Annotated in this window: 21 protein-coding genes and 1 pseudogene; 8 read left to right on the forward strand and 14 right to left on the reverse strand. The window is 71.8% G+C overall.

From position 1 onward, the window contains the following. Window positions 1–51: 51 nt before the first annotated feature. Together ACZ7MF_RS23425 and ACZ7MF_RS23430 are read right to left on the reverse strand one after the other, a co-directional pair. Window positions 52–309, reverse strand: a complete 258-nt coding sequence (locus ACZ7MF_RS23425) for a hypothetical protein (RefSeq protein WP_003976012.1) — start codon at window positions 307–309, stop codon at window positions 52–54. An 87-nt stretch (window positions 310–396) separates the two neighbouring features. Continuing rightward, window positions 397–1,296, reverse strand: coding sequence for a DUF4429 domain-containing protein (locus ACZ7MF_RS23430; protein WP_471479433.1), 900 nt, complete (start codon window positions 1,294–1,296; stop codon window positions 397–399). A 76-nt stretch (window positions 1,297–1,372) separates the two neighbouring features. Here ACZ7MF_RS23430 and ACZ7MF_RS23435 point away from each other — a divergent pair, with 76 nt between their 5' ends. Next, window positions 1,373–2,980, forward strand: coding sequence for a beta-N-acetylhexosaminidase (locus ACZ7MF_RS23435; RefSeq protein WP_471479435.1), 1,608 nt, complete (start codon window positions 1,373–1,375; stop codon window positions 2,978–2,980). Window positions 2,981–3,048: 68 nt separating this feature from the next. On the opposite strand, the gene desD is transcribed toward ACZ7MF_RS23435, so the two are convergent. From desD to ACZ7MF_RS23485, 10 genes are all read right to left on the reverse strand, one after another. Continuing rightward, on the reverse strand, window positions 3,049–4,836 hold the full coding sequence (desD, locus tag ACZ7MF_RS23440) for a desferrioxamine E synthetase DesD (RefSeq protein ID WP_471479437.1): 1,788 nt from the start codon (window positions 4,834–4,836) through the stop codon (window positions 3,049–3,051). Further along, window positions 4,833–5,387: a GNAT family N-acetyltransferase gene (locus ACZ7MF_RS23445; protein ID WP_471479438.1), complete on the reverse strand. Its 555-nt coding sequence runs from the start codon at window positions 5,385–5,387 to the stop codon at window positions 4,833–4,835. The genes desD and ACZ7MF_RS23445 overlap by 4 nt, the downstream gene beginning before the upstream one ends. Next, entirely contained in the window at window positions 5,384–6,667 is a 1,284-nt protein-coding gene (locus ACZ7MF_RS23450; protein ID WP_471479440.1) for a lysine N(6)-hydroxylase/L-ornithine N(5)-oxygenase family protein, read from the reverse strand. Before ACZ7MF_RS23450 ends, ACZ7MF_RS23445 begins: the two co-directional genes overlap by 4 nt. After that, window positions 6,651–8,093: a lysine decarboxylase DesA gene (gene desA, locus ACZ7MF_RS23455; protein ID WP_471479441.1), complete on the reverse strand. Its 1,443-nt coding sequence runs from the start codon at window positions 8,091–8,093 to the stop codon at window positions 6,651–6,653. Before desA ends, ACZ7MF_RS23450 begins: the two co-directional genes overlap by 17 nt. A 166-nt stretch (window positions 8,094–8,259) precedes the next feature. After that, on the reverse strand, window positions 8,260–9,138 hold the full coding sequence (locus ACZ7MF_RS23460; RefSeq protein ID WP_471479442.1) for a siderophore-interacting protein: 879 nt from the start codon (window positions 9,136–9,138) through the stop codon (window positions 8,260–8,262). A 26-nt stretch (window positions 9,139–9,164) separates the two neighbouring features. Further along, entirely contained in the window at window positions 9,165–10,214 is a 1,050-nt protein-coding gene (gene desE, locus ACZ7MF_RS23465) for a siderophore-binding protein DesE (RefSeq protein ID WP_471479443.1), read from the reverse strand. Window positions 10,215–10,343: 129 nt separating this feature from the next. Further along, window positions 10,344–11,504: an acyl-CoA dehydrogenase family protein gene (locus ACZ7MF_RS23470; RefSeq protein ID WP_471480096.1), complete on the reverse strand. Its 1,161-nt coding sequence runs from the start codon at window positions 11,502–11,504 to the stop codon at window positions 10,344–10,346. A 5-nt stretch (window positions 11,505–11,509) separates the two neighbouring features. After that, entirely contained in the window at window positions 11,510–12,463 is a 954-nt protein-coding gene (locus ACZ7MF_RS23475) for a hydroxymethylglutaryl-CoA lyase (protein ID WP_471479445.1), read from the reverse strand. Further along, a complete protein-coding gene (locus tag ACZ7MF_RS23480) occupies window positions 12,460–14,415 on the reverse strand; it encodes an acetyl/propionyl/methylcrotonyl-CoA carboxylase subunit alpha (RefSeq protein WP_471480098.1) in 1,956 nt (651 codons plus the stop codon). The genes ACZ7MF_RS23475 and ACZ7MF_RS23480 overlap by 4 nt, the downstream gene beginning before the upstream one ends. Before the next feature lie 71 nt (window positions 14,416–14,486). Further along, entirely contained in the window at window positions 14,487–16,103 is a 1,617-nt protein-coding gene (locus ACZ7MF_RS23485) for a carboxyl transferase domain-containing protein (RefSeq protein ID WP_471479447.1), read from the reverse strand. Between the two features lie 97 nt (window positions 16,104–16,200). On the opposite strand from ACZ7MF_RS23485, the gene ACZ7MF_RS23490 reads away from it, so the two are divergent. The 4 genes and pseudogenes from ACZ7MF_RS23490 to ACZ7MF_RS23505 form a co-directional block, all read left to right on the forward strand. Further along, the gene (locus tag ACZ7MF_RS23490; RefSeq protein ID WP_471479449.1) at window positions 16,201–16,827 is read left to right on the forward strand and encodes an SACE_7040 family transcriptional regulator; all 627 of its coding nucleotides are present in this window, start codon (window positions 16,201–16,203) and stop codon (window positions 16,825–16,827) included. A 124-nt stretch (window positions 16,828–16,951) separates the two neighbouring features. After that, window positions 16,952–18,109 carry an acyl-CoA dehydrogenase family protein gene (locus ACZ7MF_RS23495; protein ID WP_471479451.1) on the forward strand — a complete coding sequence of 386 codons (1,158 nt, stop codon included), beginning with the start codon at window positions 16,952–16,954 and terminating at the stop codon, window positions 18,107–18,109. A 10-nt stretch (window positions 18,110–18,119) separates the two neighbouring features. Next, on the forward strand, window positions 18,120–18,992 hold the full coding sequence (locus tag ACZ7MF_RS23500; protein ID WP_398317264.1) for an acyl-CoA thioesterase: 873 nt from the start codon (window positions 18,120–18,122) through the stop codon (window positions 18,990–18,992). A 191-nt stretch (window positions 18,993–19,183) separates the two neighbouring features. Continuing rightward, window positions 19,184–19,285: pseudogene (locus tag ACZ7MF_RS23505) on the forward strand (cation transporter); the annotation flags it as partial. Window positions 19,286–19,317: 32 nt separating this feature from the next. Here ACZ7MF_RS23505 and ACZ7MF_RS23510 read toward each other — a convergent pair. After that, complete coding sequence (locus ACZ7MF_RS23510) at window positions 19,318–20,106, reverse strand: phosphatase (RefSeq protein ID WP_471479453.1); 789 nt, start codon at window positions 20,104–20,106, stop codon at window positions 19,318–19,320. A gap of 209 nt (window positions 20,107–20,315) precedes the next feature. Here ACZ7MF_RS23510 and speB point away from each other — a divergent pair, with 209 nt between their 5' ends. Both speB and ACZ7MF_RS23520 read left to right on the forward strand, forming a co-directional pair. Continuing rightward, entirely contained in the window at window positions 20,316–21,284 is a 969-nt protein-coding gene (gene speB / locus ACZ7MF_RS23515; protein ID WP_121702806.1) for an agmatinase, read from the forward strand. Continuing rightward, a complete protein-coding gene (locus tag ACZ7MF_RS23520) occupies window positions 21,281–22,966 on the forward strand; it encodes a thiamine pyrophosphate-binding protein (protein WP_471479456.1) in 1,686 nt (561 codons plus the stop codon). The genes speB and ACZ7MF_RS23520 overlap by 4 nt, the downstream gene beginning before the upstream one ends. 13 nt (window positions 22,967–22,979) lie before the next feature. On the opposite strand, the gene ACZ7MF_RS23525 is transcribed toward ACZ7MF_RS23520, so the two are convergent. Beyond that, window positions 22,980–23,822 (reverse strand): helix-turn-helix domain-containing protein, encoded by an 843-nt coding sequence (locus ACZ7MF_RS23525; protein ID WP_471479457.1) that lies wholly within the window; start codon window positions 23,820–23,822, stop codon window positions 22,980–22,982. Window positions 23,823–23,934: 112 nt separating this feature from the next. Here ACZ7MF_RS23525 and ACZ7MF_RS23530 point away from each other — a divergent pair, with 112 nt between their 5' ends. Beyond that, entirely contained in the window at window positions 23,935–24,531 is a 597-nt protein-coding gene (locus ACZ7MF_RS23530; RefSeq protein ID WP_471479459.1) for an NADPH-dependent FMN reductase, read from the forward strand. Window positions 24,532–24,533 lie beyond the last annotated feature (2 nt).

The following is a 24,533-nucleotide window of genomic DNA, read 5'->3' on the forward strand; positions in this document are numbered from 1 at the left end:
CTCTCTTCGGCCTCTCGGCCGTAGGCGGGCCTTCCAGCCGCAGGCGGCCGCTCAGCCGTAGACGATGCGGCGCAGCTGACGGAGCGACAGCTCCGGCGGCGCGACCGCCCGGTATTTCAGTTCCGCCTCGATCCGCTCGAAGATCGTCGCGTTCACCAGGCCCTGGGCCTGGAGCTCGCGGTGACGGCGACGGACGTATTCCTCGGTCGTCTCGTCGAAGTAGGCGAGCACGTCCTGGACCACGCGCAGCGCCTCGCCCCGGCTCAGCGGGGTGGACCGCGTCAGATGATCAACGAGTTCGTCGTGCACCCGGTAGATCCTGGGGTAAGGGAGACGCTTGCGCAAGAATCCTGCCCGATATCGGGCAGGAGTACGGATACCTGTGTGTCGCTGTGCCTACATTCGCTTCAGTACCGCCTGCTTCGCCAGGGTGAACTCCTCGTCCGTCAGCACCCCCGAGCGGTGCAGCTCGCCCAGCTCCCGCAGCCGGCGCAGCAGCGCGTCGTGGTCGTCCTCGGCGGCCGGTGCGGGTGCGGGAGCGGGGGCCGCCTCCTCGGCCGGGTGGTCCTCCTCCGGGGCGGCGCGGGCCGTGCGGGCGGCCGGGTGCGGGAGACGGGCCTGGACGGCCGCCGCCACCAGGGCCATCAGCGGGTCCCTCTTGAAGCCCCACAGCTCCACGGCGTTGGGGTCGTACTTCGGCGGCACCTTGCTCGGCGCCGCCCGCACGGTGAAGCGGAGGTGGCCGTTCTCCAGGCCCACCGTCGGCTGCCACTCCACGGCGACGATGTCGGCGAGGGGGAGGGTGCGCGGCCCGGCGGCCGACTTGGAGTCCTCCGCCTGCCACTTCCACTCCAGCCGCACCCGCTCGCCGTCGAAGCTCGCGACGCCGTCCCCGGCCGACACCGACAGCGGCACCGACGGCCCCGGCAGCAGGTAGGCGTCCACCGGGCCGGACGGAACCTGGTCGAGGAGCAGGGCGTTGCGCACCTCGTCGACGAAGTACTCGGCCACGCCGTACCGGTCGGACTCCACCAGGAGCTGGTACGGGTCGTGCGGCTCGGTCAGCCGCCCGCCCGACGCGTGCAGCAACGGGTCGGCGCCGTCGCGCAGCCGCAGCCTGAGCCGCCCCGACTTCTTCCCCTGCTCGAACGATATGCCCGCCAACGCCGCGAGCGGCACGAGCAGTTCACCCAGTTCCCTGCGGAGCAGACTGACGTTCTTGTCCCGCCCCGGTGTCAACCGCAGGGCGTCGCCGTCGAAGACCCACGTTCCGTCCTTCTGGATGATTTCCGCCATGCGGGGATTGTTTCATCGCTGCCGCGGGCGGTGATGGTGCGGGAGAGTGGTCCAACCCCTCGCGAAGGGAGCGCACGTGAGACCTCATCGACGGCACCACAGAACGACTCCCCGCATCCCCCGGCTGCTGGGAGCGCTGCTGCTGGTGGCGGCGGTCGGCGCCATGACCACCGGCACCGCCCCGAACCGGAAGACGGCCGACCGGCCGACCCCCCTGGACCAGGTGATCCCGGCCCCCGCCTTTGTCGAACCCGGCGGGACGCCCTACCGCATCACCCGCGGCACCCACATCCGCGTCGACGACTCGCGCGAGGCCCGCCGCGTCGGCGACTACCTCGCGGACCTCCTGCGACCCGCCACCGGATACCCACTCCCCGTCACCTCCCACGGCCACGGCGGCATACGACTGCGCCTGGCGGGCGGCCCGTACGGCGACGAGGGCTACCGCCTCGACAGCGGCCCCTCCGGCATCACCATCACCGCCCGCAAGGCCGCCGGGCTCTTCCACGGCGTCCAGACCCTCCGTCAGCTGCTGCCCGCCGCCGTCGAGAAGGACACCGTGCAGAGCGGCCCCTGGCCGGTCGCGGGCGGCACCGTCGAGGACACGCCCCGCTACGCCTGGCGCGGCGCCATGCTCGACGTCTCCCGGCACTTCTTCGGCGTCGACGAGGTCAAGCGCTACATCGACCGCGTCGCCCTCTACAAGTACAACAAGCTCCACCTGCACCTCAGCGACGACCAGGGCTGGCGCATCGCCGTCGACTCCTGGCCCCGCCTGGCGACGTACGGCGGCTCCACCGAGGTCGGCGGCGGACCCGGCGGGTACTACACCAAGGCGGACTACCGGGAGATCGTCCGCTACGCCGCCTCCCGGCACCTCGAGGTCGTGCCCGAGATCGACATGCCGGGCCACACCAACGCCGCCCTCGCCTCCTACGCCGAGCTGAACTGCGACGGGGTGGCGCCCCCGCTGTACACCGGCACCAAGGTCGGCTTCAGCTCGCTGTGCGTGGGCAAGGACGTCACCTACGACTTCGTGGACGACGTCCTCGGTGAACTCGCCGCCCTCACCCCGGGCCGCTACCTCCACATCGGCGGCGACGAAGCGCACTCCACCCCGCACGCCGACTTCGTCACCTTCATGAAGCGGGTGCAGCCGGTCGTCGCCAAGTACGGCAAGACGGTCGTCGGCTGGCACCAACTGGCCGGCGCCGAGCCGGTCGAGGGCGCGCTCGTCCAGTACTGGGGCCTGGACCGCACCGGCGACGCGGAGAAGGCCGAGGTCGCCGAGGCCGCCAGGAACGGCACCGGACTGATCCTCTCCCCGGCCGACCGGACGTACCTGGACATGAAGTACACCAAGGACACCCCGCTGGGCCTGTCCTGGGCGGGCTACGTCGAGGTGCAGCGGTCCTACGACTGGGACCCGGCCGCCTACCTGCCGGGCGCCCCGGCCGAAGCGGTCCGCGGCGTCGAGGCCCCGCTGTGGACGGAGACCCTGTCCGACCCCGACCAGCTGGACTTCATGGCCTTCCCGAGGCTCCCGGGCGTCGCCGAGCTGGGCTGGTCCCCGGCGTCGACGCACGACTGGGACACCTACAAGGTGCGGCTCGCCGCACAGGCACCGCGCTGGGAGGCGATGGGGATCGACTACTACCGCTCGCCGCAGGTGCCCTGGACCTGACCCCGACGGCACGACGGGCACCCCGGAGGACCGTCTCCGGGGTGCCCGTCCGTCCGTGGGCCCGGTGGCTACCGGCCTGCCAGGGGGTTCCTCAGGTTCCCGACGAGCTGGAGCGCGCCGGACGGGTCCGCGAGGTCGACCATCTGCCGGTTGTCGCGCAGCTGGAGCCGGTTGAGGCAGGACAGCGCGAACTCGGGCGCGAACATGTCGTACCGCTCGAACTTGTCGGCCAGCTCCGGCACCGAGTCCTGGTACTCTCGGGTGACCTCGGCGACGGTGCGCCAGAAGGCGTCCTCCTCCATGATCCCCTCGTCCGCCAGGTTCGCGGCGAGGAAGCGGAAGAAGCAGTCGAAGACGTCCGTGAAGATCGACAGCAGCTTCTTGTCGTCCGGCACGTCCACCGCGATGCGGGAGACCTCCGGCGGCAGCACCGCGTCCGGGTCCATCACCGCGATCTCCTCGGCGATGTCCTTGTAGATCGCCCGCCGCACCACCCCGTCCTCCAGCACGAGGATCACGTTCTCGCCGTGCGGCATGTACACCAGGTCGTAGGCGTAGAAGCTGTGCAGCAGCGGGACGTAGTAGGCCCGCAGGTAGTGCCGCAGCCACTCGGTGGGCGTGAGCCCGGACCGCTCGATCAGCGCGCCCGCGAAGGAGGCGCCCTCGTGGTCCACGTGGACCAGGGAGGCCATGGTGGCGAGGGATTCGCCGTCCCCGAGGGCCGGCACGGGGCTCTCCCGCCACAGCGCCGCCAGCATCTTGCGGTACGGCGAGTAGCGGTCGGTGGCCCGCTCGTACTCCAGGTGCCGGTAGCCGACGGCCGCCCGCTCCCGGATGATGCCCAGCCCCGTCGCCTTCAGCACCGGGTCGCCCTCGATCAGCCGGGCGAGCCAGTCGTTGATGGCCGGGGTGGCCTCCATGTACGCCGCCGACAGACCGCGCATGAAGCCCATGTTGAGGACGGACAGGGCCGTCTTCACGTAGTGCTTTTCGGGGTGCGAGGCGTTGAAGAAGGTACGGATGGACTGCTGGGCCAGGTACTCGTCGTCGCCCTCGCCGAGGCAGACCAGGTGCCCGCGGGCGACCTCGGCGGCGAAGGTGACGGTGAGCTTGTTCCACCACTGCCAGGGGTGGACCGGGATGAGCAGGTAGTCGGCCGGGTCCAGGCCGCGCTCGCGCAGCACGCCGTGGAAGCGGTCCACGGTGGCCGCGCCCAGCTCGTCCCGGACGAAGGACTCGTACTCGATGCCCACGCCCGCCGTGAACGCCGCCCGCGAGCGGTGCGCCGCCAGCCACACCAGGCGCACCGGGCTCGCGGTCTCGGGGGCGTACGACAGGTACTCGTGGACGCCGAAGCCCAGCCGGCCGTTGTTGGCGACGAAGCAGGGGTGGCCCTCGGTCATGCCCGTCTCGACGGCCTGGAAGTCTCCGCTCCGGGCCAGCTCGGCGGAGGTGACCTGCGGCTTGGCCAGCTTGTAGCAGGTGCCGGAGAGGGTGGAGGAGATCTCCTCCAGGTACACGGGCAGGATCTCGTCGCTCAGGCCCAGGGTCTGCTTCAGCTCGATGAAGAAGTCCAGCGCGGCCAGCGGGAGTTCGGCGCCGTCGCGGTGGCGGGTGAGGGAGGCGGCGTCCACCTGCCAGTGGTCCAGGGCACGGACGGTGGCGGTGAAGCGGTAGACGGTCTGGCCGTCGTCGCTTCGGACGGCGTACGTCCGACCGGCCTGTTCGTCCGGCTCCCGCTCGGGGGTCAGCAGGCGCTCGTGGGTGAACTCGGCCAGCGCCTTGCGGATCAGGAGGCGGTTGGCCCGCTCCCAGCGTTCGGGGGTCAGGTGGGAGACGGCGTCGGCGAGGGTCATGCGGACACCGCCTTCTCGAACTGCTCGCGGGTGCAGAAGCTCAGCAAGGCCTTCTTCTCCGGCTTCTGGATCTCGCGCTCGGGCACGAATCCGACGGCTGCGTTCAGGGCGTGGACGGCGGTGTTGGTGACGTCCGGTTCGACGACCACCCGCCGGGTCGCCGGGTCGGCGAAGAGTTCGGTCATGACGGTGGTGATCACGGCCCGGGTGAAGCCGTGCACGGGCCGGTCGGTCGGCGCGACCAGGAAGTGCATGCCGACGTCGCCCGGCTCGGGCTCGTACAGCCCGACCAGTTCGCGGTGGGCGGGGTCGTAGCGTTCCATCAGGAAGGCCGGGGCCCCGTCGTGCAGGCCGAGGTGGGCCTGCTGGTGCTCGTCGGCGGCCAGCTCCATGTAGGCCCGCTCGACGTCCACCAGCCTGGCGTCCTGCATCATCCAGAACGCGGACTTGGGGTGGGTGAGCCAGCCGTGCAGCAGTACGGCGTCGGTCAGCGGGTCGACGGGGCGCAGGGTCAGTGCCCCGACGGCGGCGGCGGTGCTCGTACGGCTCATACGGCGAACTCCTGGAACGCGATCGTCTTCTCGACCGGGTAGTACTCGCGGCCGAGCAGCTCCCGGACGATGCAGCTGTTGCGGTAGGCGCCCATGCCCAGGTCGGGGCTGGTGACGCTGTGCGCGTGGACCCCCGCGTTCTGCAGGAACACGCCGCTTCCCGTGACGTCCACGGCGTAGTTGCGGCCGATGTCGAAGTTGCCGCGGGAGTCGTGGCGCAGGCGGTCGCGAACGGGCTTGAGGAACTCCGGCTCGGTGTAGCGGTAGCCGGTGGCGAGGACCAGGCCCTCGGTCTCGATCTCGAAGTCCGTGCCCTGCTCCTCCTGGCGGAAGCCGAGCGTGTACGTGCCGTCCGTGTACCGGGCGCTGGTCAGCGCCGAGTTGGTGAGCAGGCGGGTGGGGACGGGACCGCCGAGCCGTTTCTGGTAGAGCAGGTCGAAGATCTCGTTGATCAGGTCGCCGTCGATGCCCTTGAAGAGGCCCTTCTGCTCGGCCGTGAGGCGGTAGCGGGTGTCCTCGGGCAGCGCGTGGTAGTAGTCCACGTACTCCGGGGACGTCATCTCCAGGGTGAGCTTGGTGTATTCGAGGGGGAAGAACCGCGGGGAGCGGGTCACCCAGTTCAGCCGGTAGCCGTGGACGTCGATCTCGCTCAGCAGGTCCTGGTAGATCTCGGCGGCGGACTGGCCGCTGCCGACCAGCGTGATCGACTTCTTCTTCACCAGCTCGGCCCGCTGCTGGACGTAGCGGGAGTTGTGCAGGAAGTCGCCCGCCAGGCCCCGGCAGGCGTCCGGGATGTGCGGCGGGGTGCCGGTGCCGAGGACGAGGCGGCGGGCGCGGTAGGTGTCGCCGGAGGTGGTGGCGACGGCGTACAGCTCCTCGCGCTCGTCGTACGTCACCTCGGTGACCGTGGTGGAGAAGCGGACGCTGCTCAGCTTGTGCGCGGCCCAGCGGCAGTAGTCGTCGTACTCGACGCGCAGCGGGTAGAAGTTCTCCCGGATGTAGAAGGAGTAGAGCCGGCCCTGCTCCTTCAGGTAGTTGAGGAAGGAGTACGGGGAGGTCGGGTCGGCGAGCGTCACCAGGTCCGACATGAACGGGGTCTGGAGGTGGGCGCCGTCCAGGAACATGCCGGCGTGCCACTCGAAGTCCGGCTTGGACTCCAGGAAGACGCCGTTCAGCTCGGCGACGGGCTCGGTGAGGCAGGCGAGGCCGAGGTTGAAGGGGCCGAGACCGATGCCCACGAAGTCGTAGGTGGTCTCCGGGGCTTCAGGAAGCGCGGTCAAGGGAGTCTCCCAGGTACTGCTCGGCGTGGCCGGCGATCAGATCGAGGACGGCGGCGATGTCGGCCGCGGTCGTCTCGGGGTTGAGCAGGGTGAACTTCAGGTAGTGGCGCCCGGCCACCTTGGTGCCCGCGACCACGGCGTCGCCGGACGCGAACAGGGCCTTGCGGGCGTAGAGGTTGGCGCGGTCGATCTCGGCGGGATCGGTGACGGCCGCCGGGACGCAGCGGAAGACCAGGGTGGAGAGGCTGGGCTCGACGACCACGTCGAAGCGGGGGTCGGCGGCGAGCAGTTTCCAGCCCTCCACCGCCAGACCGCACACCTCGTCGAAGAGCTGCCCGATGCCGTCGGCGCCCATCACGCGCAGCGTCGTCCACAGCTTGAGCGCGTCGAAGCGGCGGGTGGTCTGGAGCGACTTGTCCACCTGGTTGGGGATACGTTCCTGCACCATGCGGCGCGGGTTGAGGTACTCCGCGTAGTAGGTGGCGTGGCGCAGCGTGGCGGCGTCCCGGACCAGCACGGCCGACGAACTCACCGGCTGGAAGAAGGACTTGTGGTAGTCCACGGTGACCGAGTCGGCCCGCTCGATGCCGGTGATGCGGTCCCGGTGCTTCAGGGAGGCGAGCAGCCCGCAGCCGTAGGCCGCGTCGACGTGCATCCACACGGCGTACTGCTCGCACAGCCCGGCGATCTCGGGCAGCGGGTCGATGGAGCCGAAGTCGGTGGTTCCCGCGGTGGCGACGACGGCCATGGGGACCAGGCCGCTCTCCTTGCAGCGCTCCAGCTCGCGGGCGAGGGCGACGGTCTGCATCCGCTTGTCGCGGTCGACCGGGATCGACACGACGGCGTCGGGGCCGAGGCCGAGCAGCTTCGCGGACTTCTTCACGCTGAAGTGGCTGACCTCGGAGGCGAAGATCCGCAGGTCGGCGAAGTTCTCGGCCTTCGCCTCCTCGCGGGCGAGGAGCAGCGCCTGGAGGTTGGACTGGGTGCCGCCGGAGGTGAACACGCCGTCGGCCGCCGGGCCGAGGCCGATGCGGGCGCAGGTCCAGTCGATCAGTTTCCGCTCGATGAGCGTGCCGCCGGCCGACTGGTCCCAGGTGTCCAGGGAGGAGTTGACGGCGGACAGCACCGCCTCACCGAGCAGCGCCGGTATGACGACCGGGCAGTTGAGGTGGGCGAGGTAGCGGGGGTGGTGGAAGTAGACGGCGTCACGGAGGTAGACGTCCTCCAGCTCGTCGAGGACCGCGGCCGTGTCGTGCAGGGGCCGGTCGAGGTCGATCGCGTCGATGCGGGGGGAGAGGGCGTCGGCCGTGACACCGGTGAACGGACGGTCGGTGGTGGCGATTCTGGCGGCCACCCGCTCGACTCCTTCGGTCACGGAACGGCGGTACTGCTCCGCGGTGGCGTCGTTGAGCAGGTGCGAACGCATGTGGGGGTCCTCCGGTTGGGGACGGGCCGAGAGGGGACGGGCCGAGAGAGGCGGGCTGAGGCGGGCCGGAGCTCGCGATCAACTTAGGTGAGCCTAACCTAAGTCGCTCCGCTCATACGCATACCTGTGCGTGACTGCCGTCACTGCGGCCCCATGTGTGCGGTCGTCAGCCCTGCTCGCGGAGTTGTTCCTCCGTCAGGCCCCGGCGCCAGTAGCCGACGAAGGTGACGCGCCGGCGGTCGACGCCGCGCTCGCCCACGAAGTGCCGCCGCAGCTGCTTGACGCAGCCGGACTCGCCCGCGATCCAGACGTAGGGGTGCCCGGCGGTCGGGAGTTGGGCGTCCCGGAGGGTGGCGAGGGTCGTCTCCGGGCCGCCGGCGGCGTCCCCGGCCAGCCAGGTGATCTCGGCGTCCGCGGCCGTCCGGAGATCCTGCACGTCCTCGGCGTGCGGCACCTGGAGCCACACCCGGGCACGGGTGCCGGCCGGCAGCGACTCCACGATGGCACAGGCGGCCGGTACGGCGGTCTCGTCGCCCCAGATCACCACCAGGTCGGTGTCCCCGGGCGGCCGGAAGCGGATCGCCCGGTTGTCGGCGACCGCCGGACCGAGCAGCAGCACGCGGTCGCCGGGGGCGGCGTCCGCGGCCCAGCGGGCGGCGGGACCGGGCTCCGGCGCCTCGCGGCCCGCGCCGGACCCCGCCGGTTCGACGCCGTGCAGGACGAAGTCGATGTCGATCTCGACGGTGTGCCCGTCGTCGTCCCGGCGCAGCGACCGCAGCGTGTACGAGCGCATCACCGCCCGTACGTCCTCCGGCAGTTCCCGCCAGCCCTGCCACCAGCCCTCGCCCAGCTCCACCGGCACCGCGGGCTCCGCCTGTCCCGGGTGCGGCAGGAACAGCGACAGCGACTGGTCGAGGCCGTCGGAGCGGAAGGCGCGCAGGTCGGGCCCCGCGAAGGAGACCCGGGCCAGAGACGGGCCGAGCCGCCTCGTCCGTACGACCTGGAGGGCGAAGAAACGGAACGGGGCGGCGACGGCCGTCGTCATGAGGGGCTCCGGAGGAGGATGGTGGGTCAGCCGACCTTCTTGGCGTTCTCGATCGCCTCGGCCAGGTTGTCAAGGAGCGGCGTGCACTTGTCGTAGGACAGGATCGGCTCGGGGGAGCGGGCGATGACCTGGCCGGCCTTGACCGCGGGGAGCTGCTTCCAGGTGCCCTCGCTGATGTCCGCGGGCTGGATGGTCGAGGCCCGGTCGTCCATGATGATGACGTCGGCCGGGTACTTGTCGACGTTCTCCCAGCTCAGGGACTCGAACCAGCCGCCGGTCGCCTTCTTGGCCGCCTCGGAGGGCTCCACGAAGTTCACGCCGAGCGCCTTGAAGTACTCCAGGTCCACCGAGAGGTTGGTGCCGGAGACGTAGAACAGGTCGGGGCTCGCGGAGCCGGCCAGCACCCTGATCTCGGGCCTGGCCTTGGCGGCGGCGCGCAGCCGGGCGGCGGCCTTGTCGAAGGCGGCCTTGGCGTCGGTGACCTTCTTGGCCTTCATGTCCGCGCCGAGCGACTCGGCCAGCTCCCACATGCGCTGGAGCGGCTGGGTGAGCTGACGGTCGAAGACCGAGATCGCCACGCTCGGGGCGAGCTTGGCGATCTTGTCCTTCGACTCCTCCGGGACGGACCACAGGGTGCCCGCGGTGTCGAAGGTGGTCGTGATGAGCACCTGGGGGGCGAGGGAGGCGTACTTCTCGACGTTGAGCTTGCCCCACTCGTTGCCGAGCACGGTGACCTTGTCGACGTCGAGGTCGCCGGCCTGCACGTCGGGCTTGCCGTCCTTGGTGGTGGTCGGGCCGAAGACGCCCTTGACCTGGACGCCGTAGTCGAAGAGGGCGGCGGCGACGCCGGTGAAGGCCACGATGTCCGTCGGCACCTCGTCCAGCTTCACGGTGGTGCCGCGGTCGTCCTTGAAGGACCAGGGGCCGGACTTGGCGGCGCCGCCCGACCCGTCGCCCGCCCCACCGCTCTTGCCGTCGTCGTCGCCGCAGGCCGCGAGCACGGCGCCGAGGCCGAGGGCGCCGCCGGCGGCGAGGATTCCGCGGCGGGTCGGGTGGGTAGCGCTGGCGTTGGACATGGTGGTGGCTGCCTTCGAACGGTGCGGAGCGTCGCGCCCTGCGGGACAATTCGAAGGTAGGTTAGCCTAACCTCAGATCTTGTCCAGGGGCGGGGCCGGTACGGCACCCGCCCCCGTCGCGTCCGAGCCTCAGCCCACCAGCCCCAACTCCCGTGCGATCAGCATCCGCTGGACCTCGCTGGTGCCCTCGCCGATCTCCAGGATCTTCGCGTCCCGCCACATGCGGGCCACCGGGTACTCGTTCATGAAGCCGTAACCGCCGTGGACCTGGGTGGCGTCCCGGGCGTTGTCCACCGCGACCGTCGACGAGTACAGCTTCGCCAGCGCCGCCTCCTTCTTGAACGGCTCGCCCGCCACCAGCCGCGAGGCCGCGTCCCGCCAGGCGAGACGGGCCGTGTGGGCCTTCATCTCCATGTCGGCGATCTTGAACTGGATGGCCTGGTTGGCGCCGATCGGTTTGCCGAAGGCGTGACGTTCCTTCGCGTAGGCGACCGACTCGTCCACACAGCCCTGCGCGAGCCCCGTGCCCAGCGCGGCGATGGCGACCCGGCCCTCGTCCAGGATGCGCAGGAACTGCGCGTAACCGCGCCCCAGCTCGCCCAGCAGGTTCGCCGCCGGGACCCGGACGTCGGCGAAGGACAGCTCACGGGTGTCCGACGCGTTCCAGCCGACCTTCGAGTACGGGGCGGCCACCGTGAAGCCCGGGGTGCCCGACGGGACGATGATCGACGAGATCAGGGGCCTGCCGTCGGGCTTGCGGCCGGTCACCGCGGTGACCGTGACCAGGCCCGTGATGTCCGTACCGGAGTTGGTGATGAAGCACTTGGTGCCGTTGATGACCCATTCGTTCGTGGCCTCGTCCAGGCGGGCCGTCGTACGGGTCGCGCCCGCGTCGCTGCCGCCGTCCGGCTCGGTGAGGCCGAACGCGCCCAGGATCTCGCCCGAGCAGAGGCGGGGCAGCCACTCGCGCTTCTGCTCCTCGGTGCCGAACAGGTGCAGCGGCATCGCGCCCAGCGAGACGCCCGCCTCCAGCGTGATCGCCACCGACGAGTCGACCCGGGCCAGCTCCTCCAGGGCCACGCCGAGGGCGAAGTAGTCGCCGCCCATGCCGCCGTACTCCTCCGGGAACGGCAGCCCGAACAGGCCCATGCGGCCCATCTCGCGGACGATCTCGTACGGGAACTCGTGCCGCTCGTAGAAGTCGCCGATCTTCGGCGCCACCACGTCGTGCGCGAACTGTTCGACCGTGCGGCGCAGTTCTTCCAGTTCGGGGGAGAGCTTGTGGTCCATGGTGTTCACGACTCCTGGTGGGAGAGGGCTCGAACGGTGCGGGACGGGCTCGGCCGGCCCAGGTGCGCGGCCATCCAGACGCTTGTGGCGACCAGACGGCCGAGGTCGACCCCGGTGTCGATGCCGAGGCCCCGCAGCATCCACACGAGGTCTTCGGTGGCGAGGTTGCCGGTGGCGGACTTCGCGAACGGGCAGCCGCCGAGCCCGCCGGCCGAGGCGTCGACCGTGGTGACGCCCTGCTGGAGCGCGGCCAGCGTGTTGGCCAGGGCCTGGCCGTAGGTGTCGTGGAAGTGCACGCCCAGCGCGGAGACCGGCACGCCCGCCCCGGCCAGCGCGGTGAGCAGGGCCGTCACATGGCCCGGCGTCGCCACCCCGATGGTGTCGCCGAGGCTCAGCTCGTCGCAGCCCATGTCCAGCAGGGCCCGGCAGACCCGCACCACCTGGGGGACGGGGACGGGGCCCTCCCACGGGTCGCCGAAGCACATCGAGAGGTAGCCCCGTACGTGGACGTCGTCGCCCTGCGCCTTCGCCCGGGTCACCACCGGCTCGAACATGGCCAGCGCCTCGTCCACCGTGCGGTTCAGGTTGGCCTTGGCGAAGGACTCCGTGGCGCTGGCGAAGACCGCGACGCGGCGCGCGCCGAGCGCCAGCGCCCGGTCCAGGCCGCGTTCGTTCGGCACCAGCACCGGCAGCGACACCGGCAGGTCGCAGACCTGCGGGTACAGGTCCTCGGCGTCCGCCAGCTGGGGGACCCACTTGGGGTGGACGAAGCTCGTCGCCTCGATCGTGGTCAGGCCGGTGCCGGCCAGGCGGCGGATGAACTCCGCCTTGACGGCCGTCGGCACGGTCGCCTTCTCGTTCTGCAGTCCGTCGCGCGCGCCGACCTCGTGGATGCGGACGCGGGCGGGCAGGCCCTCGGCCGGTACGGCCATCGGGAGGCCCAGTTCCGGGGTGTTCACGCCGTCTCCTCCTTCGCGTCCGTCGCGTCGTCGGTGGGTGCGACGACCGCCAGCACCTGGTCCATGGCGACCGTGGTGCCCGGCGCCACGTCCAGCTCGGCGACGGTGCCGGCGTGCGGGGCGGAGATGACGTGCTCCATCTTCATCGCCTCCACCACCAGCAGGCTCTGCCCGGCGCTCACCTCGTCGCCGACGGCGACCTTCACCACCGTCACCGTGCCCGGCATCGGCGCGGTCAGCGAGTCGGCGCCCGCGTGGGCGGCCCGGTTGAGGGACGCGGCGACCGGGTCGTGGTCGCGCACCTGCCAGGCGTCGCCGTCCCGGCCCAGCCAGTCGGCGGCGCGGTGGAAGGTGTGCCGGACGCCGTCCAGGGTGACGGCGACCTGGTCGTCGGTGACGGTGTGGGAGCCGCGCGGGGTGTGCGTGACGGGTTCGAGTCCCGGCACACGCAGGGGGAAGGAGACCGGCTTCGGCTCGCCGCCGGTGCGCCAGCCGCTGGGCACCGAGAACGGGTCCGTCCAGCCGCCGCCGCGCGGACGCAGCGCCTCCAGCCGTACGGCCGCCGCCGCCTCGTACACCGCCTCCGGTACGCCGGTGGCGACCAGGCCGTCGACCTCGCGCTCCACCAGCCCCGTGTCCAGCTCGCCCGCCACCACCGCCGGGTGCGCGAGCAGCCGCCGCAGGAACCCGGCGTTGGTCGGTACGCCCAGGGTGACCGTCCCGGCGAGCGCCGCCCGGAGCCTGCGCAGCGCGGTCTCCCGGTCGGGGCCGTACGCGATCACCTTGGACAGCATCGGGTCGTACAGGCTGCCGACCTCGGTGCCCTCGCTGAGCCCCGAGTCGGTGCGCACGCCGTCGCCCTCGGGCTCGCGCAGCCGCAGCACCGTGCCGCCGGAGGGGAGGAAGCCGCGGGCCGGGTCCTCGGCGCACAGGCGGGCCTCGATGGCGTGCCCCGTCAGCCGTACGTCCTCCTGCGCGAACCCGAGCCGCTCACCGGCCGCCACCCGCAACTGCCACTCCACCAGGTCCAGGCCGGTCACCAGCTCGGTCACCGGGTGCTCGACCTGGAGGCGGGTGTTCATCTCCATGAAGTAGTACTGGGAGGGGTCGCTCCCGGGGACGATGAACTCCACCGTGCCCGCGCCCCGGTAGCCGCAGGAGCGGGCCGCCTGCACGGCCGCCTCGCCCATCGCCGCCCGGGTCGCCTCGTCCAGCAGGACGCTGGGCGCCTCCTCGATCACCTTCTGGTGGCGGCGCTGGAGCGAGCACTCACGCTCGCCCAGGTGCACCACGCCCCCGTGGCCGTCGGCCAGCACCTGGATCTCGATGTGCCGGGGACGGTCGATCCACCGCTCCACCAGCAGTGTGTCGTCGCCGAAGGAGGCGCGGGCCTCGCGACGCGCGGCGGCGATCTCGTCGGCCAGCACGGCCTCGTCCCGCACCAGCCGCATGCCCTTGCCGCCACCGCCCGCCGACGGCTTGAGCAGCACCGGGGTGCCGATCTCGCGGGCGGCGTCGGCGAGCTGCTCGTCGGTGAGCCCGCTGCCGCTGGAGCCGGGGACGACCGGCACCCCGGCCTCCCGCACCGTCTCCTTGGCGCGAATCTTGTCGCCCATCAGGGCGATCGCGTCGGCGGACGGTCCGACGAAGACCAGCCCGGCCTCCTCGCAGGCCCGCGCGAAGGCGGCGTTCTCGGCGAGGAAGCCGTACCCGGGGTGCACGGCCTGCGCCCCCGTCCGGGCCGCCGCCTCCAGCAGCCGCTCGACGGACAGATAGCTCTCCGCCGCGGGCGCCGGGCCGATCCGTACCGCCTCGTCGGCCTCCCGCACGTGCCGCGCGTCCGCGTCGGCGTCGGAGAAGACCGCCACCGAGCGCACGCCCATCGCGCGCAGCGTCCGGATGACGCGGACGGCGATCTCGCCCCGGTTGGCGACGAGCACGGTGTCGAACATGCGCGGCGTCTCGCGGCGCGGCGTCTCGTCCGTGCTCGTGTTCGTGTTCGTGTTCTGCATGGGTCCCCTCCTCACATCCGGAAGACGCCGAACTGGGGCTCGCCCAGCGGCGCGTTGGCACACGCGGTCAGGGCCAGGCCCAGCACCTGCCGGGTGTCGGCGGGCTCGATCACGCCGTCGTCCCACAGGCGGGCGGTCGCGTAGTAGGCGTTGCCCTGGCGCTCGTACTGGGCGCGGACCGGTGCCTTGAAGGACTCCTCCTCCTCGGCCGGCCACTCCTCCCCGCGCCCCTCCAGCTGGTCCCGCTTGACCGTGGCCAGCACGGACGCGGCCTGCTCGCCGCCCATCACGGAGATCTTGGCGTTGGGCCACATCCACAGGAAGCGCGGCGAATACGCCCGACCGCACATCGAGTAGTTCCCCGCGCCGTACGAGCCGCCGACGACCACCGTCAGCTTCGGCACCCGCGTGCACGCCACCGCCGTCACCATCTTGGCGCCGTGCTTGGCGATACCGCCCGCCTCGTAGTCCCGGCCCACCATGAACCCGGAGATGTTCTGCAGGAACACCAGCGGGATGCCGCGCTGGTCGCACAGCTCGATGAAGTGGGCGCCCTTCTGGGCCGACTCGGAGAACAGGATGCCGTTGTTGGCGACGATCCCCACCGGGTGGCCGTGGATGCGGGCGAAGCCGGTGACCAGGGTCTGCCCGTACTCGGACTTGAACTCGGCGAAGCGGGAGCCGTCCACCACGCGCGCGATGACCTCGCGGACGTCGTAGGGGGTGCGGGAGTCGACCGGCACCGCGCCGTACAGCTGCTGCGGGTCGACCTTCGGCTCGACGGCCGCCTCCACGCCCCAGGGGAGGGCGGAGCGCTCCGGCAGGGTGGAGACGATCTGCCGCACGATGCGCAGGGCGTGCGGGTCGTCCTCGGCGAGGTGGTCGGTCACGCCGGACACGCGCGAGTGGACCTCGCCGCCGCCCAGCTCCTCCGCCGTGACCACCTCGCCGGTGGCCGCCTTCACCAGCGGCGGGCCGCCCAGGAAGATCGTGCCCTGATTGCGGACGATCACCGCCTCGTCGCTCATCGCCGGGACGTACGCACCGCCCGCCGTGCAGGAGCCGAGGACGGCGGCGATCTGCGGGATCCCGGCGCCGGACATCCGGGCCTGGTTGTAGAAGATCCGCCCGAAGTGCTCGCGGTCGGGGAAGACCTCGTCCTGCATCGGCAGGAAGGCGCCCCCCGAGTCGACGAGGTAGAGGCACGGCAGCCGGTTCTCCAGCGCCACCTCCTGCGCCCTGAGGTGCTTCTTCACGGTCATCGGGTAGTACGTGCCGCCCTTGACGGTGGCGTCGTTGGCGACGATCACGCACTCCCGGCCGCTGACCCGGCCGATCCCGGCGATGACGCCGGCGGCGGGGGCCGCTGAGTCGTAGAGCCCGTCGGCCGCGAGCGGCGCCAGCTCCAGGAACGGCGAGCCCGGGTCGAGCAGCGTGTCCACGCGGTCGCGCGGCAGCAGCTTGCCGCGCGCGGTGTGCCGGGCCCGCGCCCGCTCGCCGCCGCCCAGCCGGGCCGCCGCGAGCTTGGCGCGCAGTTCCTGAACGAGGACGGCGTGCGCCTCCTCGTTGGCCCGAAAGGCCTCGGAGGCGGGATCTGCCGCCGTCGTCAGCTCCGGTGCCTCGTGCATCCTGCGGTCCCCTCACCCAGTGGTCGACCAGTTAATGAGCGTTAACGCATTTCCTTCAGGTTAACGACCGCTAACCCCCCTGTCTAGAATCGACTTCATGGCCACCAGAACCGACGCCCCCACCCGCCGCGAGCAGATCCTCAAGGAGGCCGCCCGGCTCTTCGCCGAGCGCGGCTTCCACGGGGTGGGCGTCGACGAGATAGGCGCCGCGGTCGGCATCAGCGGCCCCGGCCTCTACCGGCACTTCCCCGGCAAGGACGCGATGCTCGCCGAGCTGCTGGTCGGGATCAGCGACTCGCTGCTGACCGGGGCGAAGCGGCGGCTGGCGGAGGCGGACGGGTCGGCCGGCTCCCGGGCGGGCTCCGGTGCGACGGCACCCGAGGCGGTCCTCGACTCGCTCATCGAGGGGCACATCGACTTCGCGCTCGACGACCGCCCGCTCATCACCCTGCACGACCGCGAGCTGGACCGCCTGCGGGACGCCGACCGCAAGATGGTGCGGCAGTTGCAGCGGCAGTACGTGGAGCTGTGGGTCGGGGTGCTCCGGGAGGTCTACCCGGCGGTCGCCGAGCCCGCCGCCCGCTCCGCGGTCCACTCGGTCTTCGGCCTCCTGAACTCCACCCCGCACCTGGGCCGCCCCGGCTCGCTGCCGGGGCGCGCGGTGACGGCGGAGCTGCTGCACCGGATGGCGCGGGGGGCGTTCGCGGCGGTGGGGGAGGCGTAGGGAGGGTTCCCCGCTTCCGGAGTGACGAGGGTTACCCGGGTCCCGGTCTGGACGCCCCTGACTACCCGCCGGTACGGTGAGGTCTGAGCAAGCGCTTAGATATTCGTACCCTGGAGGTGGCGCGGTGCGCCGTACGGTGTTCAACGAGGACCACGAGGCGTTCCGGGAGACCCTCCGCGCCTTCATCGAGGCCGAGGTCGTCCCCGTCTACGACGACTGGTTCGCCGCGGGCCAGGCGCCGCGCGAGTTCTACTACAAGCTCGGCGAGCTGGGCATCTTCGGCATCAACGTGCCCGAGGAGTTCGGCGGCGCCGGCATGGACAGCCACAAGTTCGAGGCCGTCCTCTACGAGGAGACCGCCCGCGCGGGCGTCCAGTTCGGCGGCTCCGGCGTCCACGTGCTGCTCGCCCTGCCCTACATCAACATGCTGGCCACCGACGAGCAGAAGAAGCGCTACCTGCCGAAGTTCGTCACCGGCGAGGAGATGTGGGCCATCGCGATGACGGAGCCCGGCACCGGCTCCGACCTCGCGGGCATGAAGTCCACCGCCAAGCTCTCCGAGGACGGCACCCACTACGTCCTCAACGGCGCCAAGACCTTCATCACCGGCGGCGTGCACGCCGACAAGGTCATCGTCTGCGCCCGCACCGACGCCCCCACGGCCGAGGACCGCCGCCACGGCATCTCCCTGTTCGCCGTGGACACCAAGTCCGAGGGCTACTCGGTCGGCCGCAAGCTGGACAAGCTGGGCCTGCGCACCTCCGACACCGCCGAGCTGGCCTTCGTCGACGTCAAGGTCCCCGTCGAGGACCTGCTCGGCGAGGAGAACAAGGGCTTCTCCTACCTCGGCCACAACCTGGCCTCCGAGCGCTGGGGCATCGCCTTCGGCGCCTACGCGCAGGCCGCCGCCGCCGTCCGGTTCGCCAAGCAGTACGTCCAGGACCGCACCGTCTTCGGCAAGCCGGTCGCCGCCTTCCAGAACACCAAGTTCGAGCTGGCCGCCTGCCAGGCCGAGGTGGACGCCGCCGAGGCCGTCGCCGACCGCGCCACCGAGGCCCTGGACGCCGGTGAGCTGACCCCCGCCGAGGCCGCCAGCGCCAAGCTGTTCTGCACCGAGGTCGCCCACCGCGTCATCGACCGCTGCCTCCAGCTGCACGGCGGCTACGGCTACATGAACGAGTACCCGATCGCCCGCCTGTACGCGGACAACCGCGTCAACCGCATCTACGGCGGCACCAGCGAGGTCATGAAGATGATCATCGCGAAGAACATGGGGCTGTGACCCGAGGGTCATGAGCGAAGCACTCCAGTCCCTCCTCGACCTGCTCGACCTCGAGCGGATCGAGGAGGACATCTACCGCGGCCGCTCCCGGTCCGCCGTCGTCCCCCGGGTCTTCGGCGGGCAGGTGGCGGCCCAGGCCATGGTCGCCGCCGGCCGCACGGTCCCCGCGGACCGGCACGCGCACTCCCTGCACGCGTACTTCCTGCGCCCCGGTGACCCCGGCGCTCCCATCGTCTACAACGTCGACCGGCTGCGCGACGGCCGCTCCTTCACCACCCGCCGCGTCGTCGCCGTCCAGCACGGCAAGCCGATCTTCACCCTGTCGGCGTCCTTCCAGACGTACGAGGAGGGCCTGGACCACCAGGCCCCGATGCCGCCCGCACCGGACCCGGCGACCCTCCCCACCGGCGAGGAACGGCTGCGCGGCTACCCGCACCTGCCCGCCGAGACGGTGGAGCGGTTCCTGGAGGCCCGCGCCGCCGTCGACCTGCGCTACGTCGACGACCCGCCCTTCGGCGACTTCGGCACCCCGCGCGAACCGCACTCCCAGGTGTGGTTCCGCACCAACGGCAAGCTCGCGGACGACCCCCTGCTGCACGTCGTCCTCGCCACCTACGTCTCCGACATGACCCTGCTCGACTCGGTCCTGCTCGCGCACGGCCGCGGCGGCTGGGCCGTCGGCGACGTCGTCGGGGCCTCGCTGGACCACGCCATGTGGTTCCACCGGCCCTTCCGCGCCGACGAATGGCTGCTGTACGACCAGCAGTCGCCGTCCGCGTCCGGCGGCCGGGGTCTCGGCCAGGCCCGCATCCACACCCAGGACGGGCGGCTCGCCGTCTCCGTCGTCCAGGAAGGCGTGGTACGCGTCCCTCGGGAACACTGAGGGGCATGGCGGACACAGGGACACGGCGGACGCGAAGAAGAACGGCGACAGCACCTTCACGGTGCTCGTCGCCGCCTTCGCCAATCTGGCCATCGCCGTCGCTTCCAGCGCCGAGTGCCCCGGGCGGAGCTGGTGGCCGTCGAGCACATCGAGGCGGTGCTGGAGCTGACCACCCTCGTGCAGGGGCCGAGCAGCGGGTGCGAGAGGAGTTCCCGATCGTGCGCCGGGTCTATCTGGACCCGACGCCCGGTTTCGCGCAGCGCCGCTCGGAGGGGATCAACCCCTGGCCGTAGGAGCCGCGGCAGCCGAGCCGCAGAGACGCGGGCTACTTCAGCCCGGCCTCCGTCAGCAGGTACGCCGTCATCGGGTCGTAGTAGCGGGGGCTGACCACGTGGTCGTCCAGCGGCACCGCCACCTGGAGGGTGCCCTCGGACTCGGCGAGGAAGAGGGCCGGGTCGTTGCAGTCCGCGTAGCCGACGGAGTCCACGCCGTGCTGGGCGGCGTAACCGGCCCAGCCGTGGTCGGCGACCACCAGGTCCGGCAGCGGGCGGCCCTCGCGCTCCAGACCGGTCAGGATCGCCTTCATCGGCTCGCCCGAGTGGGTGTGCCACAGCGAGGCCCCGTGCTCGAGCACCGAGACGTCCGCGAACTGCTGGACGTACCCCTCCTCCGTGGTCAGCCCCTCCGGGATCACGACGATCTCGCAGCCCGCGGTCCGCAGCGCGGCGGCCGTGGCGCGGTGCACGTCGAGCAGCCCGCCCGGGTGACCGGTGGCGAACAGCACCCGCTCCCCGCCGTCGGCCGCCTTGCGCAGCCGCCCCGCCATCCGCTCCAGCGCGGAGACGGTCAGCTCCGGGTCGATGGTGTCCTGGCCGTACCGGTGCTCGGGGTCGTCGTTGACGCCGACCCGCTCCGCCATCACCGCGAGCACGTCCTGCTCGTCGCTCCAGCGGTCGCCCAGCTCCAGACCGAGCCAGAAGCCCCGGTCGCCGTTGGCCAGCTTCCGGTAGTGGGAGAGGTTGTTCTCGCGGGGCGTGGCGACGTCGCCCGCGATACGCGTTCTGACGAGGTGCTCGGCGAGTTCGGCGCGGCTGGGTGTCCCGGGTATCGGCATGGCTCCATTGTGAGGCAGCCCGGGTCCGGGCAGCAGCCGGTCCCCGCGGGATAGCCGATTCCACCAGTCCCCGGCCCGCGTATGGACGGAATGTACATGTCGCGGCCGCAATTGGGCCATCTAGTCTGCGACGACCGGCTGCCTCGCTCACCAGTACAGTCGGACAGCAGCAGTACATACGCGACGAAGCGTAAGAAGGAAGGCAGTACATGAGCAGCAACGAGACGCCCCGCGGTCCCGTCGACTCCTCCCGGATCCCGCGCTACGCCGGGCCCGCGACCTTCGCCCGGCTCCCGCGCCTGGACGAGGTCGGCGCCGCCGACGTCGCCGTCGTGGGTGTGCCGTTCGACTCGGGTGTCTCCTACCGGCCCGGCGCCCGCTTCGGCGGCAACGCCATCCGCGAGGCCTCCCGCCTGCTGCGCCCCTACAACCCGGCGCAGGACGCCTCCCCCTTCGCCCTCGCCCAGGTCGCGGACGGCGGCGACATCGCCGTCAACCCGTTCAACATCCACGAGGCCGTCGAGACGATCGAGGCCGCCGCCGACGACCTCCTCGGCACCGGCGCCCGCCTGATGACCCTGGGCGGCGACCACACCATCGCCCTGCCGCTGCTCCGCTCGGTCGCCAAGAAGCACGGCCCCGTCGCCCTGCTGCACTTCGACGCGCACCTCGACACCTGGGACACCTACTTCGGCGCCGAGTACACCCACGGCACCCCCTTCCGGCGCGCGGTGGAGGAGGGCGTGCTCGACACCTCCGCGCTCTCCCACGTCGGCACCCGCGGCCCCCTGTACGGCAAGAAGGACCTCACCGACGACGAGAAGATGGGCTTCGGCATCGTCACGTCGGCGGACGTCTACCGCCGCGGCGCCGACGAGGTCGCCGACCAGCTGAGGCAGCGCATCGGGGACCGCCCGCTGTACATCTCCATCGACATCGACTGCCTCGACCCCGCCCACGCCCCCGGCACCGGCACCCCCGAGGCCGGCGGCATGACCTCCCGCGAGCTGCTGGAGATCCTGCGCGGCCTGGCCTCCTGCAACCTGGTCTCCGCCGACGTCGTCGAGGTCGCCCCCGCCTACGACCACGCGGAGATCACGTCGGTGGCCGCGTCCCACACCGCCTACGAACTGACCACGATCATGTCCCGCCAGATCGCCGAGGCGCGTTCGCAGTGACCCACGACCACGACCTGGTGCTCCGTCCGACCGCCGCCCAGACGCAGGCCGCGCTGAACCCACCCGGCGGCCGCACCGGCGCGGACCTGGTCGTGGAGTCCCTGGCCGCGCTCGGCGCGACCACTGTCTTCGGCCTGCCCGGTCAGCACGCCCTCGGCGTGTTCGACGCCCTGCGCCGCTCCGACCTGCGCTACGTCGGTCTGCGGGTGGAGAACAACGCCGGGTTCGCCGCCGACGCCTACGGCCGGATCACCGGCGAGGCCGCCCCGCTGCTGCTGTCCACCGGCCCAGGAGCCCTCACCTCCCTCGCCGCGCTCCAGGAGGCGCGGGCGGCCTCCGCGCCCGTCCTGGCGATCGGCAGCCAGGTCCCCACGGCGGGCCTCGGCGGCGGCCGCCACGGCTACCTGCACGAACTCCCCGACCAGGCCGCCTCCTTCCGGGGCGTGGTCAAGTCCGTGCACACCGTCCGCACCCAGTCCCAGATCCCGTCCGCGATCGCGGAGGCGTGGACGTCGGCGCTGACCGTCCCGCACGGCCCGGTGTGGGTGGAGATCCCGCAGGACGTCATGCTGGCCGGGACACCGATCCCGGTCGTGACCGGCGGCGACACCTTCCCCGAGGAGCTGCCCCCGCGCCCCGAACTGACGGCGGTGGCGGCAGACCTGCTCGCGCACGCCGAGCGTCCGGTGATCGTCGCGGGCGGGGGAGTCGTCCGGGCGGACGCGTCGAAGAAGCTCCGGCAGCTCGCGGAACGCCTCCAGGCCCCCGTGGTCACCACCTTCGGCGGCAAGGGCGCCTTCCCCTGGACGCACCCCCTGTCCCTCCAGTCCTGGCTGGAGGACCGCCACACCACGGACTTCCTTCAGGACGCCGACGTACTCCTCGTGGTCGGCTCCGGGCTCGGCGAACTCTCCTCCAACTACCACACGTTCACACCCCGCGGGCGCGTGATCCAGATCGAGGCCGACCTCGGCAAACTGGAGTCCAACCACCCGGCCCTCGGCATCCACGCCGACGCCCGCCTCGCCCTCCAGGCCCTGCTGGAGACGGTGGGCGAGCGCACCGACCCGGCCGCCCCCGAGCGGGTCCGTGCGGTGCTGGACCGGGTCCGCGCACGCATCGCCGCCCAGGAACTCACCCTGGAACAGGACGTCCTGGCCGCCGTCCGCAAGGCCCTCCCGCCCCGCGCCCCCTCCTTCTGGGACATGACGGTCCTGGCCTACTGGGCCTGGTCCGCCTTCGACGCGAAGACCCCGAACACCATGCACTCCGCCCAGGGCGCCGGCGGTCTCGGCTACGCCTTCCCGGCCGCCCTGGGAGCCGCGGTCGCCGACCCCACCCACCCGGTGCTGGCCGTCTCCGGCGACGGCGGCGCGCTGTACTCGATCGCCGAACTGGCCACCGCCCGCCAGTACGACCTGAACGTCACCTGGCTGATCGTGGACGACGGCGGCTACGGCATCCTGCGCGCGTACATGACCGACGCCTTCGGACAGCCCACGGCGACGGACCTGCCCGGCCCCGACTTCGTCGCCCTGGCCGAGTCGTTCGGGGTGCCGGGCGTGCGGACCTCCCCGGAGACCCTGGAGGCGGACCTGGCGAAGGCCCTGGCCGCACCGGGTCCCTCGGTGGTCGTCCTCCCGGTCGCGCTCCGGATGTTCGCGCCGACGCACCGGGACTGAGTGGTCGGCGGCGCTACGAGATCGCGCGCAGCCGGGGGCGGCTCCCCGCCCGTTCCCGCAGCCGCTCGACGGCGGTCGCCGTCTCCTCGTCCGCGGGCAGCATGACGACGAGCTGCTGCGCGTCCGAGGTGAGGTCCAGCGTCTCGCGGCGCAGCCGCAGCTCGCCCCCCTCGGGATGGCCGATCCGCAGCACCCCGCGCGGTGGTACCACGTGCCGGTTCATGCGCCGGGTGAAGTCGGGGCCGGCGACGGGCGCCAGCTCCGCGGTGAACCACTCCGCGTTCTCGATCTTCGGGCCGAGCCACAGATCGAACGCCTGCTCGTCGGCCACGTCGTCCCAGGCGACGAAGAACGCTCTGGCACGGGCGTCGGTGAAGACGTACCGGGTGAGGTTCGGTTCGTCGGCCTCCAGCAGACCCGAGCCCTCCGTCACGGTCCCGAAGGTGCCGGTCCACGCGAGGATGTCGCCGAGCCGGTTGGTCACCACGGCGATGCCCGGCTCCAGGAGACGCAGGGTCTCCAGCACGGAGGGGCGCACCTCCCGGCTCGGTGGCTCGGGGCGCGCGTGGGCGGTGCACTCCCCGCCGGTGATCTTCGACAGGTAGCGCAGGTGCCCGCGTTCCGCCGGGTCCAGGGCGAGCGCGTCGGCGAGCGCGTTCAGCACGGCGACCGAGGGATTGCGGTCCCGGCCCTGCTCGATGCGGGTCAGATACTCGACGCTGATCCCGGCCCGCGCCGCGACGTCCGACCGCCGCAGCCCCGGTGACCTGCGACGTCCGTGATCGGGCAGCCCCAACGCCTGCGGCTGAATACTGTCGCGCCTGGTCCGGACGAAGTCCCCCAACGGTGTCCCCATGCTGTGAGACTACGGCGTCTCCTGTCGCCCGCGGGACTGCTCAAGGTGGCCCTGTCGGGGCCAGCCCGAGCAGAGTCTGGCTGTGCTGTCGGCGGCCGTCGAGAGTGGCGGCATGGACATCAACAGGCACAAACTCGTGATCGTCGTCGGAAGCGTCCGTGAGGGCCGGTTCGGGCCCGTGGTGGGCTCCTGGGTCGCCGAACAGGCGCGACAGCACGGCGGGTTCGAGGTGGAGGTCGTCGACCTGGCCGGCATCGACATCCCCCTCGCCCTGCCGGCGGAGTCGCCCAAGTACGCCGGCGACTCCTACCCACGACCGGCCGGGATGGCCGCGCTCACCTCGGCCCTGGCGGGCGCCGACGCGTTCGTCGTGGTCACGCCCGAGTACAACCACAGCTATCCGGCGTCCCTGAAGGCGGCCATCGACTGGCACTTCACCCAGTGGACGGCCAAGCCGGTCGCCTTCGTCAGCTACGGAGGTGCGGCGGGCGGCCGGCACGCGGTGCTCCACCTGGAGAACGTGCTGACCGAACTGCACGCGGTGACCATCCGCGACGGACTCGCCTTCCCGAACTACTTCACCGCGTGGCAGGACGGACAGCCGGTCGACGACGCGGCCCCCGGATACGCCAAGACCCTGCTGGAGCAGCTCGCGTGGTGGGCGGGGGCGCTCCGCGCGGCCCGTGAAGCCGCCCCCTACCCGGCGTGAGG

It is taken from the genome of Streptomyces sp. NPDC111628, from assembly GCF_055635195.1.